At 62.1% G+C, this 19,652-nt stretch carries 17 protein-coding genes; 9 read left to right on the top strand and 8 right to left on the bottom strand.

Annotated elements, in window-relative coordinates:
* The first annotated feature begins 53 nt into the window (after positions 1-53).
* From DW352_RS21610 to DW352_RS21625, 4 genes are all read left to right on the top strand, one after another.
* Positions 54-371 carry a YciI family protein gene (locus DW352_RS21610; protein WP_115693269.1) on the top strand — a complete coding sequence of 106 codons (318 nt, stop codon included), beginning with the start codon at positions 54-56 and terminating at the stop codon, positions 369-371.
* 153 nt (positions 372-524) lie between these two features.
* A complete protein-coding gene (locus tag DW352_RS21615) occupies positions 525-1,583 on the top strand; it encodes an ABC transporter substrate-binding protein (RefSeq protein ID WP_115693270.1) in 1,059 nt (352 codons plus the stop codon).
* A gap of 46 nt (positions 1,584-1,629) precedes the next feature.
* The gene (locus tag DW352_RS21620; RefSeq protein WP_115693271.1) at positions 1,630-3,303 is read left to right on the top strand and encodes an ABC transporter permease; all 1,674 of its coding nucleotides are present in this window, start codon (positions 1,630-1,632) and stop codon (positions 3,301-3,303) included.
* A 41-nt stretch (positions 3,304-3,344) separates the two neighbouring features.
* Positions 3,345-4,427 (top strand): ABC transporter ATP-binding protein, encoded by a 1,083-nt coding sequence (locus DW352_RS21625; protein ID WP_162827108.1) that lies wholly within the window; start codon positions 3,345-3,347, stop codon positions 4,425-4,427.
* Here DW352_RS21625 and DW352_RS21630 read toward each other — a convergent pair.
* Entirely contained in the window at positions 4,414-5,394 is a 981-nt protein-coding gene (locus DW352_RS21630) for a LysR family transcriptional regulator (RefSeq protein ID WP_115693272.1), read from the bottom strand. The genes DW352_RS21625 and DW352_RS21630 overlap by 14 nt on opposite strands.
* A 127-nt stretch (positions 5,395-5,521) precedes the next feature.
* Here DW352_RS21630 and DW352_RS21635 point away from each other — a divergent pair, with 127 nt between their 5' ends.
* Positions 5,522-6,592 (top strand): mandelate racemase/muconate lactonizing enzyme family protein, encoded by a 1,071-nt coding sequence (locus tag DW352_RS21635; protein WP_162827109.1) that lies wholly within the window; start codon positions 5,522-5,524, stop codon positions 6,590-6,592.
* Positions 6,593-6,701: 109 nt separating this feature from the next.
* Here the strand turns inward: DW352_RS21635 and DW352_RS21640 are convergent, their stop codons facing one another.
* From DW352_RS21640 to DW352_RS21670, 7 genes are all read right to left on the bottom strand, one after another.
* Positions 6,702-8,150 carry an NAD-dependent succinate-semialdehyde dehydrogenase gene (locus DW352_RS21640; RefSeq protein ID WP_210209875.1) on the bottom strand — a complete coding sequence of 483 codons (1,449 nt, stop codon included), beginning with the start codon at positions 8,148-8,150 and terminating at the stop codon, positions 6,702-6,704.
* Positions 8,151-8,279: 129 nt separating this feature from the next.
* On the bottom strand, positions 8,280-9,446 hold the full coding sequence (locus tag DW352_RS21645) for an ABC transporter substrate-binding protein (protein ID WP_115694544.1): 1,167 nt from the start codon (positions 9,444-9,446) through the stop codon (positions 8,280-8,282).
* Positions 9,447-9,476: 30 nt separating this feature from the next.
* Positions 9,477-10,181, bottom strand: coding sequence for an ABC transporter ATP-binding protein (locus tag DW352_RS21650; RefSeq protein WP_115693274.1), 705 nt, complete (start codon positions 10,179-10,181; stop codon positions 9,477-9,479).
* Positions 10,181-10,936 (bottom strand): ABC transporter ATP-binding protein, encoded by a 756-nt coding sequence (locus DW352_RS21655; RefSeq protein WP_115693275.1) that lies wholly within the window; start codon positions 10,934-10,936, stop codon positions 10,181-10,183. Before DW352_RS21655 ends, DW352_RS21650 begins: the two co-directional genes overlap by 1 nt.
* On the bottom strand, positions 10,933-11,904 hold the full coding sequence (locus DW352_RS21660) for a branched-chain amino acid ABC transporter permease (RefSeq protein WP_210209876.1): 972 nt from the start codon (positions 11,902-11,904) through the stop codon (positions 10,933-10,935). Before DW352_RS21660 ends, DW352_RS21655 begins: the two co-directional genes overlap by 4 nt.
* A 1-nt stretch (position 11,905) precedes the next feature.
* Positions 11,906-12,826 carry a branched-chain amino acid ABC transporter permease gene (locus DW352_RS21665; protein ID WP_115693276.1) on the bottom strand — a complete coding sequence of 307 codons (921 nt, stop codon included), beginning with the start codon at positions 12,824-12,826 and terminating at the stop codon, positions 11,906-11,908.
* Positions 12,826-14,583 carry a GMC family oxidoreductase gene (locus tag DW352_RS21670; protein ID WP_115693277.1) on the bottom strand — a complete coding sequence of 586 codons (1,758 nt, stop codon included), beginning with the start codon at positions 14,581-14,583 and terminating at the stop codon, positions 12,826-12,828. The genes DW352_RS21665 and DW352_RS21670 overlap by 1 nt, the downstream gene beginning before the upstream one ends.
* 106 nt (positions 14,584-14,689) lie before the next feature.
* Between DW352_RS21670 and DW352_RS21675 the strand changes: the two genes are divergently transcribed.
* The 4 genes from DW352_RS21675 to DW352_RS21690 all read left to right on the top strand — a co-directional run bounded on the left by DW352_RS21675 (position 14,690) and on the right by DW352_RS21690 (position 19,646).
* Positions 14,690-15,619, top strand: coding sequence for a LysR substrate-binding domain-containing protein (locus DW352_RS21675; protein ID WP_162827112.1), 930 nt, complete (start codon positions 14,690-14,692; stop codon positions 15,617-15,619).
* Positions 15,620-15,880: 261 nt separating this feature from the next.
* Complete coding sequence (locus tag DW352_RS21680; protein WP_162827113.1) at positions 15,881-16,255, top strand: hypothetical protein; 375 nt, start codon at positions 15,881-15,883, stop codon at positions 16,253-16,255.
* A 594-nt stretch (positions 16,256-16,849) separates the two neighbouring features.
* Positions 16,850-17,815, top strand: a complete 966-nt coding sequence (locus DW352_RS21685) for a Bug family tripartite tricarboxylate transporter substrate binding protein (protein WP_115693280.1) — start codon at positions 16,850-16,852, stop codon at positions 17,813-17,815.
* A gap of 580 nt (positions 17,816-18,395) precedes the next feature.
* Positions 18,396-19,646, top strand: coding sequence for a flavin-dependent oxidoreductase (locus DW352_RS21690; RefSeq protein ID WP_115693281.1), 1,251 nt, complete (start codon positions 18,396-18,398; stop codon positions 19,644-19,646).
* Positions 19,647-19,652: the final 6 nt, after the last annotated feature.

Raw genomic sequence — 19,652 nt, forward strand, 5'->3', positions numbered from 1 at the left:
AAGCGTCGTTTCTCCTGAAGTAAGGGCTAGAGGTCATCTACCCGGAGACCGTAATGCTCTACATCATCTATCAAGAAGACCGTCCCGATGGCGCTGCGATCCGCGCGGCGACCCGCGACGAACATTTCGCCTATCTCGATAAGCACGAAGACATCCTCGTTCTTGGGGGCGCACTCCTCGGCGACGATGACAAGAACACGCGTATCGGTAGTGTTTTGATCGTCAACGTTCCCAATCGTGCGGCGGCGGAGGCTTTTTCGGAGAACGAGCCGTTCCGCAAGGCGGGGTTGTTCAGCTCGGTGAAGGTCACGCGCATGCGCCGCGGCCAGTGGAATCCGGCGGCAGCCCCCAAGACCGCCGAAGGCAATTGATTTGCTGCCTCGTCGTCGCTGACTGCTTCCTGCGCCAATTGTGGCGGCCGATACTATAACTAATGGCATATATCGGCCGCCACAAACGCGATAGGTATCGCTCGCTGTGCATGGCACAATGCCCGCTTCGGCCGGAGGTGGGGAGAGATACGCATGCACAAGCTCGCTTTGATCGCTGGTCTGCTGGTCGCGCCAGGTTTCGCCCTTGCGGCGCCGATGACCGCGAGCGATGTGGCAACGCTCGCCGGCCCGGACCGTCAGGCCAAGCTCGAGGCCTGCGCGAAGGATGAGGGGAAGGTCACCTTCTATTCGAGTCTGATCGTCAATCAGGCGCTGCGCCCGATCGCTTCCGCGTTTCACGCGAAATATCCCTACATCGAGGTTGGCTACGTCCGCGAAACCGGCGGCGGTATGATGCAGAAGCTGACGACCGAGGCGCGTGCCGGACGCCCGGTCGCGAGCATCATCGAGGCCACCGGTATCGACGCCATTGCCCGCCAGGCCGGCCTCATCATCCCATTCAAGACGCCGGCCACCGATGCCTATCCCGCAGAGTATAAAGGCACGGACTGGGTGGCGAGCCGCATGAGCTATTTCGGCCCGTCCTACAACACGAACCTCGTGAAGAAAGAGGACGTGCCGAAGGACTGGACCGACCTCGCTGATCCGAAGTGGAAAGGCAAGCTGGTATGGAGCTCGGAATCGACCGGCGCGCCTCTGATGATCACAGCCTTGCGTAAGGCGATGGGCGAGGAGAAGGCGATGGCTTTCTTCACGGCGCTCGCCAAGAACAACGTCGCTAGCGTCTCGGTGAACCAGCGCCAAGTCGTGAACATGGTCATGGCAGGCGAGTATGCGATCTCGCTCGACGCCTTCCTGCATCATCCGATCATCAGCGCTAAGGCCGGCGCGCCCGTCGCGGCTTTGCCGCTCGCGCCAATCATCGCCACCAATGGCTCGGTGCTATTCCCCAAAAATGGCCCGCAGCCATGCTCCGGCATGCTGCTGCTCGACTTCATTCTGTCGAAGGAGGGCCAGGAGATCATGCGCGATGCCGAGTACTTCCCGGCCCGGCCGGATGTCGCACCGCTCCCGATCCTCGATCCGGTCCTGCCCAAGCGCGCCAACATCAAGGAGCTGTTCCTCGATCCGGCTGTGATCGCGCAAGAGCAGCAGCGCTCTTTGGACATCTATCAGCAGCTGTTCCGCTGATCGTGCCGCTTCATCTCCTACGCTGCGACGACGCAAAGAGCGTCTCATGAGCGCCGTTCGGTTCGCGCTGATCGGCGTTCTGCTGCTCATCCTGCTGCCGCTGATCGGCTTTCTCGTCTTCACCAGCCTGCATCAGAGCCAGATCGACGGCAGCTACGGCCCCGCGACGGTCAAATTTTTCGTCGGGCTGCTGAACAGCGCGCGGTTCTTCGAGAACGCAGCGAACACGCTCCTCTATGCCTTCGGCACCGCGGTCGTGGCCATCGTTCTCGGCACGATCCAGGCTTGGCTCGCAGAACGAACTGACGCTTATGGCCGTTCGCTACTTTACCTGGTCGCCATTCTGTCGCTGAGCATTCCCTACGTGCTCTACACCGTCGGTTGGCTTCTGTTTCTCGGGCGCGCCGGGCCGGTGAACGCTTTGCTCCAGGCCATCACCGGCTCGGCTACGCCGGTCCTCAACGTCTATACGATGACCGGCCAGATCGTGATCGAAGGCTTGCTCTGGACGCCGGTCGCGTTTTTGCTGCTGGCTGCGGTGTTCCGCAACGCCGATGCCTCGCTCGAGGAAGCCAGCTTGATGAGCGGCGCGTCGATCGGCCAGACGATGCGCAATATCAGCCTGCGCCTCGCGGTACCGGCGATCCTGGCGCTTGCCCTGCTGGTCTTCATCCGCGCCATCGAGTCGTTCGAGGTGCCGGCGCTGGTCGGCATGCCCGGACGCTTCTACGTTCTCACGACCGACGTCTTCCTGCAAATCTATGCGATAACGCCGCCCAATTACGGACAGGCGGCAGCGCTGTCCGTCATTCTTGTCGGCTGCGTGACGGTATTGCTGTGGTTCTATTCACGCCTCTCCCGCCACGCCTATCGCTATCGCACCGTGACGGGCAAGGGCTTCCGGCCGCGCAAGGTTTCGCTCGGCCGTTGGCGCTATCTCGCCACCGCCATGATCATCCTCAACGGCATCATCATCATCGGGCTGCCAGTGTTCATGCTTGCGTGGGCAGCATTGCTGCCGTTCTATCAACCGGTGAGCTTGGCAGCCGTCTCGCAGTTCTCGTTCAAATTCTTCGGCTTGGTATTCACGTCAGGTACGTTCCGCGATACCCTGCAAAATACCATTCTTCTCGGTGTCGGGACGGCGAGTGTCGTCACGGCGGTCAGCGCTCTGGGCGGCTGGTTCATCGCCCGCCGTCATTCCGGTGCCTGGCTGCTCGACCAACTGGCTTCCGCCTCGCTCGCTTTTCCGGCGATCGTTCTTGGCCTCGGCTTCCTGACGCTGTTCCTGGCCGCGCCGGTGTCGCTCTATGGCACCGTCACCTCGCTGGTCATTGCATCGGCCATCGCCTGCCTGCCTTACGGCATCCGTTATGGCACGGTCGGCGTCTCGCAGCTTCACCCCGAGCTCGAGGAAGCATCCCGCGCGAGTGGCGCCGGCGAAGCGACGACCTTCCTGAGGGTGGTTGTGCCGCTGATCGCGCCGTCTCTCGTCGCGTGTTGGCTGCTGGTGTTTCTGCTGGCCGTGCGCGCGGTTTCGATGCCGCTGATCCTCGCCGGCCCGGACAACTCGGTGGTGGCGTCGGCGCTGTTCGACCTCTGGAAGGATGGGCAGACCGGCGAACTCGCCGCCATGGGGCTCGTCTGGACCGCGGGCATGACCGCGCTGAGCTTGGCATTTTTCGGCCTTGCACGGCGATTTGGCACGTCGCTTCAATAGCGGACAAACGCGCCGATAAGAACTTCGAAGGACCTTGGCAAATGTTGTCGATTGAGGGACTGCGCCGCGAATTCAAGGAGCAGGGCAGCGGAACGGCCGGCGGCGTCCTCGGCATCGATCTGGCGATCGAGCCGGGTGAGTTCTTCACGCTGCTCGGGCCATCCGGCTGCGGCAAGACCACGACATTGCGATGCATCGCCGGTCTCGAGGAGCCGGATAGCGGCCGTATTGCGTTGAAGGACCGCGTCCTGTTCGACCGGGCAGCGCGCGTCAACGTGCCGATGCAGAACCGGCAGATCGGCATGGTGTTTCAGTCCTACGCCGTATGGCCGCATATGACGGTGTTCGACAATGCGGCCTATCCGCTGCGCTACGGGCGCCATCAGAAGATGAGCACGGCGGAGATCCGCGCGCGGGTCATGGAGGTGCTCGAGATCGTCGGCCTCGCCGCATTCGCCGATCGTCCGGCGCCAAAGCTCAGCGGCGGCCAGCAGCAGCGTCTAGCGCTTGCCCGCGCGCTGGTGCATCGACCCTCTGTGCTCCTGCTCGACGAGCCGCTGAGCAATCTCGATGCCGCTTTGCGCGATCAGATGCGGCGCGAAATCCACCGCCTGCAGAAGGAGACACAGGTCACGGCCATCTACGTGACGCACGACCAGTCGGAAGCGCTCGCGATCTCTGATCGCATCGCGGTCATGAATCATGGCGTCGTCGAGCAGGTCGGCGATTCGCGCACGATCTACGACCGGCCGGCAAACGCCTTCGTCGCCCGCTTCATCGGCCTCAGCAACATGCTAGCATGCGAGGCTGCCACGCTACTCGTCGGCGATGAGGTCACGGTCCGCACGCCGATCGGCGAGTTGCGCGGGACGCGTATGCATTCCGGTTCGGCGAGCACGCATGCGATCATTCGTCCGGAAACGATCCTGATTGATCCTGCGGGGACGATTGCCAACCGCCTGCAAGGCACCATCCGCACGATCGCCTTCATGGGCGAGATTACGGAATACGAGGTCGAGGTGTCGGGCGGCACGGTTTTGACGGTCCGCACGAAAGATAACGGCCTTCGCGTGGGGGCGGCTGTCACGCTCGCGATTCCGCCCGCTGCGGTCAAAGTGCTGTAACGAGATCCGGTGCCGGCGTCAGCGAAGCGATGGTGGCGCGAAGGGTTTCGATCAGCGCCCGTGCGACCGGCGGCAGGGGCCGATCGCTGCGATAGGTCAGGCCGAGCGGCAGGCTGCCGCCGCCGATCTCCGGACCGATGATTTTCAGCGATCGGCGCACTTCTCCTAGGCGCGCCAGATGCAGCGGCAGCACGGCGATGATGTCCGTGTTCTCCAGCAGCGACATCGTCACCTGGAACGACACCGTCTCGATCGCGCGCTCGCGCGGACGGACGTGATTGCGCAGCATATAGCGCTCGACCGGCTCCCGCGCCGAGCTGCCGTCCGGCGGGAGTATCCATCCGTAGCGGGACATCTCCTGCATCGGATGCGTTGCGCTCGCGAGCGGATGTCTGGCGCCGACCACCGGCACAAACGGGTCCTCGAACAGGATCTCCTGCGTGAAATCGTAGCGGGACGTTCCCAGCACGCGCCCGACGACGAGGTCGACTTCGTTCTGCGTCAGCGCCCGTACCATCTGGTCGATGGTGCCCTCGATAACGCGGATCACCATGCCTTGTTGCGCCCGCTGCAGTGCGATCAGGCTTTGCGGCAACAGATAGGGCAGTACCGTCATCGTTGCGCCGACGGCGAGCGTGCCGGTCAATCCGCCGTGCACGGCGGCCAGGTTGTCGCCGATCCGGTTGAGTTCGGCGAATATCGCCTCGATATGCGGCAGGACGATCTCGCCGAACGCGTTGGGCACGACGGCGCGCGGATGCCGATCGAACAGAGGGGTGCCCAGCAGGGTCTCGACCTCGCGCAGCTTCTTCGTCACGGCAGGCTGCGCCAGGTGCAGAACGCTCGCCGCGCGCGAAATGCTCTCCTGACGCGCTACCTCGAGGACGACGCGCAAATGCGACAGCTTGCATCGCGTGACAATCTTGCGCCGCAGGACTTCCGCGCTCAGCGCCTCGCGATCTGCCATGCCGTACTACTCCAAAACGCCCGCCCGACATATTCGAATCATTATAGCGGCGGATGCAAACGATATTTTCTCGGCTTCTGTCCGCGTGCGAGCGTTGGTTTCCTCGAAAGTTCCGATGAGGCCGACCTTGAAAATCAAAAGCTACACGATCGAGCGCGTCTCCCTGCCGGATGCTGACCCCAATTGGCGCATCTCCGGTTTCGCCATTCCGACCAATGACGGCTGCATCGTCACCCTGACGGCGGACGACGGGACGCAGGGAGAAGGCTATGCCGCCGCGTTCGCCCATCTCGGCGCGACGCAAGAAGGCACCTACCAAGCCCTGGAGTCGATGTGTAAGCGCATCGTCGGCCGCGATGCGCTGGCGATCGAGGCCAACATGACGGTGGTGCGCGGCACGATCCGCGGCAACAATCCGGCCAAAGGCGCCATGGACTGCGCGTTGCACGACCTTCTGGCGCGCGTTCTCAAAGTGCCGCTGTATCAGGTCCTTGGTGGCAAGACCCGCGCCAAGGTGCCGCTGCTGCGCATTCTCTCGATCAAGTCGCCCGCTGAAGTGCGTGAGAAGGCCAAGGAGCTCACGGACAAGGGCTACCGCTATGTGAAGATCAAGGCCGCCGGCAATCCGAAGGAGGACGCAGAACGCGTGAAGCTTGTGCGCCAGGCGGTCGGCGATAAAGTCTTCATCTGCGTCGACCCGAACCAGGCCTATCGCACCAAGAGCGCGATCGAGTTCGCTCGCCGTGTCGAGGAATACGACGTCAGCATTCTCGAGCAACCGGTCGGCGATGCCGATATCGCCAGCCTCGAAACGATCGCCCGCAACGTCGCGATGCCGGTCGAGGCCGATGAATCCGCCACCATGGTCGAGCAGGTCATGGACCTGACCGCGAACCGTCGCATCGACGCGGTCAACCTCAAGATCCCGCGATCCGGCGGCATCTTGAATGTGATGACCATGGCCCGCTTGTGCGAGATCAACAACATCGGCTGCCGCATGGGCGCCAATGTCGGCAGCCGGCTATTGGCGGCGCATGCGTTGCACGTCGCGGCGGCGCTGCCGAACATCGATTTCGCCTGTGAGCTGGCTGAATTCGAGCGCCTGCAGAACGATCCTTACGAGGGACTCGAGGTGATCGACGGCGAGCTCACGGTGCCGGACGAGATCGGCACGGGCGTGCGCCGCCGCGCGGCGTAATGACACGATGATTGCCGGGGCTGCCGCACGGGCGGTGCGCCTCGGCATTACTCTTCGTACGGGAAAAGCTATATGCGCGGGCAGGGCCCGCGCATGACCGTCACCGGCGCTAGGCTGCGCGCGAAACGAATTTGGTGACGAAATAGGCCTCCAGCGCTTCGGAGCCGCCTTCGCGGCCGTAGCCGCTTTCCTTGATGCCGCCGAACGGCGTTTCGGGCAGGCCCAAACCGAAATGGTTGATCGACACCATGCCGGCCTGCAGTTCGTGCATGAGCATGTCGCCGCGCGCCGGCACATTCGTGAACCCATACGCGGCGAGGCCGAACAGGCTGTCGTTCGCCTGAGCGATGATCTCGTCGTCACGTCCGAACGGCATGAACAGCGCCACGGGACCGAAGGGTTCGTCATTCATGATCCGCGCCGTCCGCGGCACGTCGGTCAGCGCCGTCGGCTCGTAGAAATAGCCGTGATTGCCGGAACGACGGCCGCCTGCCGCGACCTTGGCGCCGTCCTTGACCGCGTCCTCGACGATGGCCTCGACGGCGTCGCGCCGGCGGCTATTGGCGAGCGGGCCCATCTGCGTCGCGGCGTCGGTGCCGTTGCCGATGCGCAGGGCTTTGGCCGCCCCCGCAAAGGCTTCGACTGTGCGCTTGTAAATCGTTTCCTGCACGTAGAACCGTGTCGGTGAAATGCAGACCTGGCCGGCGTTGCGGTATTTGCCGGCCACGATCTTCGGCACCACGTCATCGACGGTGACGTCATCGAAGATCACCACCGGTGCATGTCCGCCAAGCTCCATGGTGCAGGGTTTCATGTAGCCGGCGGCAAGCCGGGCGAGGTGTTTGCCGACCGGCACGGAGCCCGTGAACGACATCTTGCGCACGACCGGTGACGGAATGAGATACTCGGAGATCATCGGCGGATGGCCGAAGACGAGATTGAGCGCTCCCGCCGGCAGTCCGGCATCGACCAACACCTCGGCCAGCGCGATGCAGGCGCTTGGCGCCTCTTCCGGTCCCTTGATGATGATGGCGCAGCCGGCGGCGAGCGCCGCGGCGATCTTCTTCGCCGCTTGGTTGGCGGGAAAATTCCAGGGCGTGAAGGCGGCGACGACACCGATCGGCTCGCGCACGACACGTTGCGTCACATTCGACAGGCGCGCCGGGATATCGCGGCCGTAGGCCCGCATCCCTTCCTCGGCGCACCACGCAAAGGTCTCGACGCACATCGTCACTTCGATGCGCGCCTCGCCGATCGGTTTGCCCATCTCGGCAGTGATCTTGGCGGCAACCTCGTCGCGGCGCCCTGCTAGCAATTGCGCGGCCTGGCGCAGAACCTGCGCACGCTTGTGCGCCGGTGTCTTGCGCCACACCTCAAATCCGGCGGCGGCCGACGCAAGGGCCTCGTCGAGATCGCTCTTGGCCGCGACCGCGAGGCGCCCGACCGGACGCTCGGTCGCCGGATTGATGACCTCGCGCCACTCCTGGCCGCCACCCGCGCGCCATTGGTTGTCGATCATCAACAGCAGCGACGGCAAATCGACGGATACGGTCGTCATGGCAGGGTCCTTAAACAAGCACGACGCTCTCGCGGCGCAAACGAACAAACAGTCGGCTCGAGAGGGTGGCGGCCGTTCGTGCGCCGGCACGGGGAGGTCCCGGCACGGAACGGCCGCCGTCAAGCGGCATCACTTCATCGGGCATTCCTGATGATAGGCGTCCTTTTGATCGACCAGCAGAACGCCCTTGGTCACCATTGAGACGCGGCCCTTCGCATCCTTTCCTACCTCGAGGAGATTGAAGTTCTCGATGGGGAAATTGTTGTTGTTGAAGGCGAACTTGCCTCGCACCGACTCGAACTTGGCGTTCTTTAGCGCCGCCGCGAAGGCTTCCTTGTTCGACAGGTCGCCCTTCACCTGGCCGATGGCCACGTCGAGCAGCTTCGCGGAATCGTAGGCCTGAGCGGCGAAGTTCGACGGAATGCGGCCGTATTTCTTCTCGAACGCCTCGACGAAAGCCTTGTTCGCGGCATTGTCGGTGTCGGGCGCCCACACCTGCGCCGTCATGACGCCGAGCGCCGTCTCGTTCAGGGCCGGCAGGGTCAGACCGTCGACCGTCGCAACGACGATCAGCGGGATTTTGCCGAGCAGACCGGCTTGCCGATACTGCTTGATGAAGTTCACGCCGAGACCGCCGGCATAATGCGCGAACACCGCGTCGGGCTTGGCGAGGGCGATCTGCGCCATCTCGGCCGAGAGATCCATCTGGTTGAGCGGCGTGTGCAGCTCTTTGACGAACGGCTCTTTATAGTAACGGCGGAATCCGGCGAGCGCGTCCTTCCAGCCCTGGAAATTCGGGCCCATCGCGAAGATCTTCTTGTAGCCTTTCTCCGTCGCATATTTGCCGACCGCCTCGCTCATCTGGTCGTTCTGCCAGGAGGTCGAGAAGAAGAGGGGCGAGCAGGCCGCGCCGGCCATCGGCGAGGGACCGGACGCCGAGCCGATCAGGAACACGCCGGCGTCGGTGATCTTCTTGTTGATCGCCATCATCACGTTGGAATACGAGACGCCGGTGATGATCGGCACCTTGTCCTCGCTGATCAGCTTCTGCGCGACTTGTACGCCGACATCGGGCTTGAACTGGTCGTCTTCCTTGACGACCTCGATGGTCTTGCCGCCGAGCTTGCCGCCCATCTGCTCGAGCCCGAGCATGAAGCCGTCATACTGGTCTTGACCCATCGCGCCGATCGAGCCGGACAGCGTCGCCAAGAAGCCGATTTTCAAGTCGGCCGCGCCGGCCGGAACGGCCGTTGTCAGCACCGCGCTCGCCAGCAGCGCAGCGCAAAGCCTGGTCATCGTCATGATCCTTACCCCTCCAATGAAAAGCTACACGCCTAGATAAGCTTTCAATTCATCCTGCCGGCCGTTGAACTCCTCTGACGTTCCTTCCCAAACGACGCGGCCCTTTGACAGCACGTAGTGCCGGCTGGCGAGATCCAGCAAAGGCTTCAGGTTCTTGTCGGTGACGATGATCGAGAGGCCTTCGCGCCTGAGTTCGCGAAGCGAGCTCCAGATCTCCTCGCTGACGAGCGGCGCGAGCCCCTCGGTTGCTTCATCGAGGATAAGCAGGCGTGGATTGGTCACGAGCGCCCGTGCGATGGCAAGCATCTGCTGTTCACCGCCGGACAGGGTGGCGGCAAGCTGTCCCTTGCGTTCCTTCAAACGCGGGAAAAGCTTGTAGACGCGGTCGACGGTCCAGGCAGCGGCGCGATTGCGCTCGCCGCGCTGGAACGCGATCAGGTTCTCGTACACGGTCAGCGTCGGAAACACGCGCCGGCCTTCCGGCACCAAGCCAATGCCGTAGCGCGCCACCTCGTGACATGGCCGCGCCTGGATCGGCTTGCCGTCAAACAGGATCGTGCCGGCGCGCGGCTTGATGAAACCCATGATCGTGTTGATCAGCGTCGAGCGGCCCATGCCGTTGCGGCCGAGGAGCGTGACGAAGTCGCCCGCCGCCACGCCGATCGAGACGCCGAACAGCACTTGGGTCGCGTCGTAGCTCGATTCCACCCTGTCGACAGCGAGCAACATTAGGCGGCCTCTCCGAGGTAAGAGGCGCGCACCTGAGGGTTTTCGCGGATCTCGGCCGGCGAGCCGGTGGCGATAATTCGGCCATAGACGAGCACGCTGATGCGGTCGGCCAGCGCGAACACCGCATCCATGTCGTGCTCGACAAGAATGGTCGAGAAGCGGCCGCGGAAGCTCTGAAGCAGCTCCACCATGAGGCGAGACTCGACCGTGCCCATGCCGGCCATCGGCTCATCGAGCAAGAGCACTTGCGGATTGGAAGCGATGACCATGGCCATCTCGAGTTGCCGCAGTTCGCCGTAGGCCAAAACGCGTGACGGCAGATCGGCTTTCGCGCGCAGGCCGACGTCGGCGAGCGTCGCCAGCGCCGGTTCGCGCAGTTCGCTTGCCTCGACTGCCCGGTGCCAGAATTTGAAACTATGGCCGCTCTTGGCTTGAACCGCGAGGATGACGTTTTCCAAGACGGTGAGATCGCGCAGCACCGACGTCACCTGGAACGATCGCCCGAGACCGAGAAGGATGCGACGATCGGTCCGCATGCGGGTGATGTCGGTGTCGCCCAATGTGATACGGCCGGCCGTCGGAAAGTGCTCGCCGGTGATCTGCTTGATGAAGGTGGTCTTGCCGGCACCATTCGGCCCGATGATCGCGTGCACCTCGCCGGGCAGCAGATCGAAGTCGACGTTGTCGGAGGCCAGGACGCCGCTGAACCGTTTCACCAAGCCGCGCGTCGAGAGCGCCGGGTTTACGCCGTTCATCGCGGCCTCCCCGGCAGGCTGCCCCAGAGTCCGCGCCGCGCCAGCAGACCGATGAGAACGATCATCACGCCGACGCCGCCGATCCAATGATCGGTGAAACGCTTGAGCAGATCCTCGATAAGCAGAAAGGCGAAGGCGCCGAAGGCCGGGCCCATGACGGTGCCGGTGCCGCCAAGCACCACCATGATCATGAGATCGCCCGATACGGTCCATGACGCATAGGAGGGCGAGGCGAACATCGTCAGATTGGCGAGGAGCAGGCCAGAAATGCCGGCGACGCAGCCCGACAGGACATAGGCCACGAGCTTGTAGGTGGTGGTCGGAAAGCCCAACGCCCGCATCCGGTCTTCGTTGATCATGCAGCCGCGCAACACGAGGCCGAAGCGTGCGTGGTAAAGGCGGTAGCTACCGTAGATGAGCAGCGCGAGGACGCCGAAGGTCGTGTAATAGAGCGTGGTCGGATTCTTCAGGTCGACGAAGCCGAAGCGGCTTCCCATGGAAATCGGCAGGCCGTCGTCGCCGCCGAATTCCTTCAAGCTGATCACCAGGAAGTAGAACATCTGCGCGAAGGCGAGGGTGATCATGATGAACGCGACGCCGCGCGTGCGCAGCGCCACGGCGCCGGTCGCCATGGCGGCAAAAGCGGAAACGACGATGGCGAAGGCGAGATGCGCCCAGCCGTTGCCGATGCCGAAATAGCTGCACAGCGCCACGCTGTAGGCGCCGATACCCATGAACAGCGAGTGCCCGAAGCTCACCATGCCGCCGAAGCCGAGCACGAGGTTGAGCGCGGTCGCCGCCACCGCGAAGATGAGCAGCCGCGTCACCAGCACCACGTAATACGGGGTCTCGGCGTAGCGGGCGGCGATCGGCAGCAGCACGAGCGCTGCCGCGGCCAGGACGACAAGCCACACCGCGAAGGCTGGCAATGCAGGCCTATTGAGGGACGGGGCCGACATGGTGGTCATGTCACCGCCCTCGCACCGGGAAGAGGCCGTTCGGCCGGAAGGCCAGGACAAGCGCCATCAGGAGATAGATGATCATCGAGGCGACTGCCGGACCAGCCGCACCGGCGAGGGAGGAGCTGAGAAAGCTTTCGAAGACGAACGGCAGCATCGAGCGGCCGATCGTGTCGACGAGGCCGACGATGAGAGCGGCATAGAAGGCGCCGCGCACCGAGCCGATGCCGCCGATGACGATCACCACGACGGTCAGTATCAGGACGGTCTCGCCCATGCCCGGTTCGACTGACAAGATCGGCGCGGCAAGCGCGCCGGCGAGCCCGGCGAGTCCTGCGCCGAGACCGAAGATCATGGTGTTGAGCAGATTGATGTTGACGCCGAGCCCGGCGACCATCGCGCGATCCGATGCGCCGGCGCGGATGAGCATGCCGAAACGGGTCTGATGAATCAGGACGTAGGCGCCGATCGCGGCCAGAAGGCCCGCCGCCACGATCACCAGGCGATAGACCGGATAGCCGACGCCAAGCACTTCATAGGTGTCCGAGAGTGCATCCGGCATGCCCATGAAATATGGCGACGGCCCCCAGAACGAACGCGCCATCTCGTTGAAGATCAGGATGAAGCCGTAGGTGCACAGCACCTGATCCAGATGGTCCCGGTCGTACAGATGCTTGAAGACGAACCGCTCCAGCACCGCGCCGATGGCGACCGTGATCGGCACCACCAGCAGGAGCGACATCACGAACAGGCCCGTCTTGTTGTAGAGCGTGGCCGCCACATAGGCGCCGGTCATGTACAGCGCGCCGTGCATCATGTTGACGAAGTTCATGATGCCGAAGACCAACGTAAGTCCGGCCGCCAGAAGGAACAGCATCACCCCGAATTGGATGCCGTTCAGCGTCTGGATGATGAAAAGCGATCCGAGCATCAGGGCAAGGCTTCGATAAGAGTGTCGCCTCCGGCGGCATAATTGAGCCCGCGATTGTCTTCGCGAATAAGGTCGGACATCTTCTCGCCGATCATGATCGCTGGGATGTTCGTATTCGCGCGTGGCAGGGCCGGGATGACCGAGCAGTCGGCGATGCGGAGCCCTTCGACACCGATCACCTTGCCGCGGGAGTCCGTGACGGCGTACGGGTCGTCCGGACGGCCCATGCGGCAGGTCCCGGAGGCGTGCCAGACGCCGACGACGACGCGCAGCAGGTTCTCGCGGAGCTTGGCTTCGTCGGCAAGCAGGTCGCTCAACGGCTCGCCTTCCGCGATGAAACCACGCAGGAAGCTCTTGCGCACGGCATCGGGTGCGTCGAGGAAGGTCGATGCCGCCTGAGTGAGCGCCGCATTCACCTTGTTGTACTTGCTCATCCGGCGCACGCGCTCGGTATAGCTCGCAAGGAAGGGGTGGCGCGCGACGCTTTTGATCGAAGGGGCCTGATAGAGCGCGTCAATAAAGCGCACCGCATCCACCATGCGGGCCATGTCGCGCTCGTCCGACAGCAGGTTGAAATCGACATCTGGCTCGTCATCGGGCCGTGCGGATGTGAGCCGGACACGGCCGCGCGAATAAGGCTTGTTTAAAATGACCATCAAAGAGCACAGGCGATGGCCTACCGCGTGCCACGCCGTGCGGTTGAGCGGGCATAAGAACATATCGCCCGGCTGCGCATCGGGCGTGCGCGCGGTGTAGCGCAAACTCACATGGATATGGCGGCGGATCGCGGGATCGAGCCGCGCTGCACGTTCGAGAAAGGCGGCGACGCCGACCGATGGGTGGTCGTTGAGGTTGTCGCCGACGCCCGGGCGATCCAGAACCACATCGATGCCATGGCGTTTGAGCTCGGTGCCCGGACCGATGCCTGCGCGCATGAGCATCGCGGGTGTGTGGAGAGCGCCGCCGGTCAAGATGATTTCACGTGCGAAGAATGTGTGCGTCTCGCCGTTCGCTGCCCGTGCTTTGACGCCGATCGCGCGCCGGCCCTCGAACAGCAGCCGGGTGACGGACATTTCGGATGCGATCTCCAGATTCGGACGCAGGCGTGTCGCGGCATCGAGATAGCCGATTGCGGATGAAACACGCCGATCGAACGCGTTCGAGAAGGTCGAAGGAAAGTAGCCGTCCTGCCACTCGCCATTCTGGTCCCAGATGTTCCGATAGCCGTTGTCTTCAAACGCCTGAACGGCGGCGTTGGTGAAGCCAGACCACAAATGCGGGAATATGCGTCGGATCGGAATGCGGCCGCCGCGTCCGTGCAGTGGGCCATCCATGTCGAGGTCGTGCTCGAGGCGTTTGAAGTACGGGAGGACGTTGTCCCAATTCCATCCTTCCGCGCCGAGCTGCGCCCATTCGTCGTAGTCGGCCGGAGCGCCGCGATTTGCGAACTGTCCGTTGATCGATGAGCCACCGCCGACAACGCGGGCCTGCTCATAGTTGCGCATCGGCGCGTTCCCAGCGCGGTCGCGCGGGCGGAACGTGACTCTCATATCCGGCCAGATGAAGTCCCGCGTGAAGTAGGCGATCAGCGGGAAGCTATCGAGCATCGAGGCGGGTTCGCGGCCCGGTGGCCAGTCCTTGCCCGCTTCGATCAAGAGCAGCCTGGACATGCCGTCTTCGGTTAATCGATGCGCCAGAGCGCAACCGGAAGACCCGGCTCCTACGACGATGTAATCAAAAGTTGTCACTAAGCTCACTTCTCACTGCCGTATTTCCGAGCAGTTTCATTAGGCGCTTAATAAGGGTCCAACGAAAATGAATTCTAGTACCGCTCCTATATCCATCTGGTTATATGATGAGGCCATGGAAAGCCGTCGCTACCGGCAACTCGTTTCGCGTTTGAAGTTGCGGCATTTGCGGCTCGTCGAGGCCGTTGCCGAAGCGGGTGGCGTGTCGGCTGCGGCAGAGGTGCTCAAGATCACGCAACCGGCTGTGTCCAAAGGCTTGCGTGAGGTCGAAGAGATCATCGGCATGCCGTTGTTCGAGCGCGGGCCGCAGGGGCTGTCGCTGACGGCCACCGGCCAGATCGTGTTGGCGCGCGGCAAAGTCATTCAATCGGAGCTCAGACAGGTTTCCGATGAGATCGAAGCGCTGAGCACTGGCATTTCCGGCATCATGTCGATCGGGACGGCGCTCGTGAGCCGGCCCAAGCTCATTCCGCGCGCACTGAATCTCATGCGCGAGCGCACGTCGGCCGCGGCGGTGCGTCTTATCGATGGCACCGAGGAGACGCTGCTCGATTGGCTGCGTGAAGGCACGCTCGATCTTATGGTCGGCCGGCTGCCGCCAACCGATCGGGACGACGAGTTCGTGCGCGAGGTCTTGTGCAACGTGCCGATCGTTGTCGTCGCCGGCAAGCATCATCCGCTCGCTGCGCGCGCCGACGTCAGCTATCTCGATCTGGCGAAGGTGGATTGGATCTTTCCGCCGCCGCGCAGCTTCGTTCATGCGGCGATCATGCAGGTCTTCGTGCAGAACGGTCTGCCGCGGCCCAAGCAATACGTGGAATGCCTTTCGTATTTGACGGTGCGGAGCCTGTTGACGGAGAATGCAATGGTCGCGGCATTGCCGCAGTCAGTGACCGAACGCGATGAAGAGACGGGCGCAATCGTCCGTCTTCCGGTCGCGCTGCCTCATGTGTCTTTGCCCGTTGGCATTATCATGCGAGCGGACAGAAGCATCACGCCGTCCTTGAAGCTGTTGGTCGAATGCCTTCGAATGGCGGCTTATTAGGCGGCAAATCTCCGGATGCAGTTCGGCGAACGACGGATAACGGACGGCCGTTCCGGTGCATCCAAGACTCGTGATCGTCCTTCGCTCGACGATGCCGATTGTGATGACGCGCCGACTTTGTAGCTGCGGTGGTTGTTGGCCTCTTCGACGCCCGCCGCGTCGATCTTCTAGTCGCCGGCGCAGCACTCATTGCCGCATGGAGAACGACTTTAGTGTCCCCCATCGCCACGGCGGTTGGCGCTCAACCTAAATGACCCTTCCTTGCTGCGCCCATCCTGCCTGATCGACGGCGAATGGGGCGGCGCCGGTTGTGACGCGGTCTCCAATCCGGCCACTACGGTGGTCCTGGCGAATGTCCCCTCGCTTGTAATCATAGCCGCTGGAAAATTCCACGGCGTCACGATCGGCGTAGTCGCGGCCCATGTTGCGAAACTTAGCGAGGATCACCCCCTCGACGGCAGCACATCGGCCAGAACGGTCGGATCAACGCAAAGCGGCAATGCACGAGAGGAATCGCGCCACGGCATCGCCGAATATCTCGACGACAAATATGACTTGATGTCTGGGTTCTGGTGCGGCGCGGTATTCGCGCCCCTCAAGTCATCCACTTTGAACTCGATCGACGTCTTTTGCTAAGCGGCGTCCGGAGCCGACAGCACGCCGAGTGCAGTCAGCGCAGGCATACGATGACTTGTGCGGCGGGCATGGCGATCTCTCTTAGCGATGAGCATGCGTTCTCTCAAGAAAATTGAAGAGAAGATCGGGGGCGTTTCGCGCAATTCGGTTGCGGCGATTTCCGAGCCCCGTTCATACATTGTGAGTATGAAATCGGACGAAATCTGTATTTTCACACCATATCGCTGACGTCTAAGCTGAGAGTCCAAGGCTCTGGTCAGTATATGAGTTGGCCGCTCGATGGTCTTGGGCCCCTCGGGATCGTATGTCGAGGGGCGAAAGTGAAGGTCTATCCGATCTCGCGCGGGGATGCGGGAGGCCGATTACTTAAGGGTTCAGAACATTTGAATGCGGGTGATTGAGCCAAGATCCAAGTGTCTTGCGCGTTTTAACCGCTATTCAGCGCCAGGGAGAGAAGGTTCCGCATCTTAGATGCGCTGGTTGTGTCTGACTGGATGTGCTCTTCGCGCCGAAAAAAAACGATGCAATGTGCGTAAGTCTCTGCGGCAAACGTAGTGGCTGCGCAAAGATTGCCAATAACGAAGGGGAGGAAGAATGAAGAAGCAGGTGTGTATACTTGCCGCGGTGGCGCTTGCCAGCGTGGCGTTAGGGGATGTCTCTCGTGCATCCGACTGGCCCACGCGCCCCATCCGCGCTGTCGTGCCGCTGAGCGCGGGTAGTGCCGCCGATATCATTCCGAGAGTTGTATTCGAACAGTTGTCGGAGCAGCTGAAGCAGCCAATCGTCGTCGACAATAGGCCTGGCGCGAGTGGTACGATCGGAGCGCGTGCGGTGGCGGTTGCGCCCCCGGATGGCTACACAATTCTTGCTCACTCGTCGGCTCACGTCATTGCGCCATCCACGGTGGGAAGCCTACCTTACGATCCGATCAAAGACTTCATTCCGGTCGGGGGGCTCGGAAATCTGCCGAATGTCCTGGTCGTGTCGCCGTCAAAGAACATCAAGTCGATTCAAGAACTCGCAGCCTTAGGGAAGAAGAGGCCAATTACTTATGGCTCGATCGGGGTCGGCAGCCCAATCCAGATGGCAATGGAACGATTGCGGCTGAGTGCCGGCTTCAAAGTGGAGGTCATTCCCTATCGAGGCGCGCCGGAAGCGTTGTTAGGGGCCATGACGGGCCAGATCGACGTCTACTATTCGCCGATCCTGCCGGCCCTTCCGTTCATTCGCGACGGTAAGCTCATTCCTCTTGTCGTCAGCAGCCCCGCACGGTCTCAGGCTCTTCCTGACGTGCCGACTTCGGAGGAAGCTGGGTATCCAAATTCGTCCTATCGATTCTGGATTGGGGTTTTCGTACCGGCGAAAACGCCAGCGCCGGTCGTCCAACGTCTGAGCAATGAGATCGAAGATGCTCTAAAGACGTCGACAGTGAGAGAGAAGCTGGGCAAGCTCGGCGTTCAACCGATGTCGATGGGTCACGAACAATTTGCGGCCTTTGTCAAAGATGAGCTGACACTAAACAACAATCTCGCGAGGGCCGCCGGCATCCTATCGCAATAGCCGGTATGGGCTGGGGCATGATATACCCAGCGGTTTGTCGATCAGCCGATATGCCGTTTGTGACGGCATTCGGCTGCGCTCGATTGCGGGCAATCATTCATTCCGGCACACGAGTCGCTATGGTGCCGCCGCCGCAGCCTCTGTAAAGCAGCGCCTTGCTATTCGCCGGGTGGTGCGGTGGGCGCTCGGCGAACGCGCCTCAGGGATCGCGTTCGATTGAGGGAGTGCGCCACCGGCAAGGTCATCGCCGGCGCAGATCAATCACGCCTTGGGCAATGTCGGCCGTGACCGACGGCCAGTATTCCAATCTTCCGATACGTCGCCGGCAGAACGCTGTCCCGCGCATCCCGCCCATACGCGTGTTAAGGCGTCTTTTGGAGCCTCAAAGGACATTTGCGGTGCTGCATTCCATACATCGTCCGCGCTGCGAGATTGGATGTCGCTCGATCTCATTCATACTCGGTAGATATCAAAGCCCCCGCAAGTCGGTATTTTACACGCAGATAAATGTCCTCAATAAGTCGAGACGACCTGCTCGCTGCCTTGGGTCCAAGGTGGCATTTCGCGACCGAGGAGTGACATGACTTCGAAAACCCAATCTGATGTTCTTATCATTGGCGGCGGCATCGGTGGTCTCGTTCTGGCGCTGTCGTTGCATCAGAAAGGTATCCCCTGCCGTATCTATGAATCGGTCCGGGAGATACGCGCCGTCGGTGCCGGCATCAATCTTCTCCCTCATGCGGTGCGCGAGCTCGACGATCTCGGACTGCTGTCGGCGCTGACTAACGTCGGAATCCAGACGCAAGACGCTTCCTACTTCAATCAGTACGGCCAACACATTTACACCGAGCCGGCGGGTATCGCGGCCGGTTACAAATGGCCGCAAATATCGATCCATCGCGGCGATCTGCACGAGGTTTTGCTGCATGCGGTGCGCGAACGTCTCGGCGCCGAAGTGGTTAAAACCGGCCATCATTGTGTCGGCGTGGAGCAGACCGAAGACTCGGTCACGGCCAATTTCGTTGATGCGAACGGCGCCGCATTGCCGTCCGCCACGGGTGCTGTTGCTGTCGGTTGCGACGGCATTCATTCGGCGCTTCGTAAGCAGTTCTATCCGAACGAAGGTGGACCGGTATATGCCGGCTTGACCATCTGGCGTGGCGTGACGCCTTACAAGCCGTTCCTCAGCGGCGCGAATACAATTCGCGTCGGGTGGATGCCGGTTGGCAAGATCATGGTCTATCCGATTCGCAACAACATAGATGATAAGGGCAACCAGTTGATGAACTGGGTTGCGACGCTGGAGCGGCCGCGCCCCAAATCGTACGACTGGAACAAACCGGCCAAGCACGAAGACTTCTTCGATGCGTACAAGGACTGGCATTTCGGGTGGATCGATATTCCCGATCTTCTCATGAAGACCGAAACACCGTTGGTGTTTCCCATGGTCGACCGCGACCCGGTCCCGACGTGGACCTTTGGTCGAGCAACCTTGTTGGGCGATGCCGCTCACCCGATGTATCCGCGCGGCTCCAACGGCGCGGGCCAGGCGATCCTGGATGGCCGGTTCTTGACCGATAGGCTGGTCGAGATGGGGACCACGCCCGCTGCGCTACAGGCCTACGACAAGGTTCGTGTCGAGGCGACTGCCAAAGTCGTCCTCACCAACCGCAAGAATCCGCCCGATGCGATCTTGCGCGAAGTCTACGAGCGGACGAGCGGAAATCCTTTCAAACGCATCAACGACGTGATCTCGGCTGAAGAGATGGCGCAGATGTCCGAAGGCTACAAGAAGATTGCCGGCTTTCACCAGAGGCAACTCGCGATCTGATCGTGA

The organism is Pseudolabrys taiwanensis (assembly GCF_003367395.1).
Lineage (GTDB): Bacteria > Pseudomonadota > Alphaproteobacteria > Rhizobiales > Xanthobacteraceae > Pseudolabrys > Pseudolabrys taiwanensis.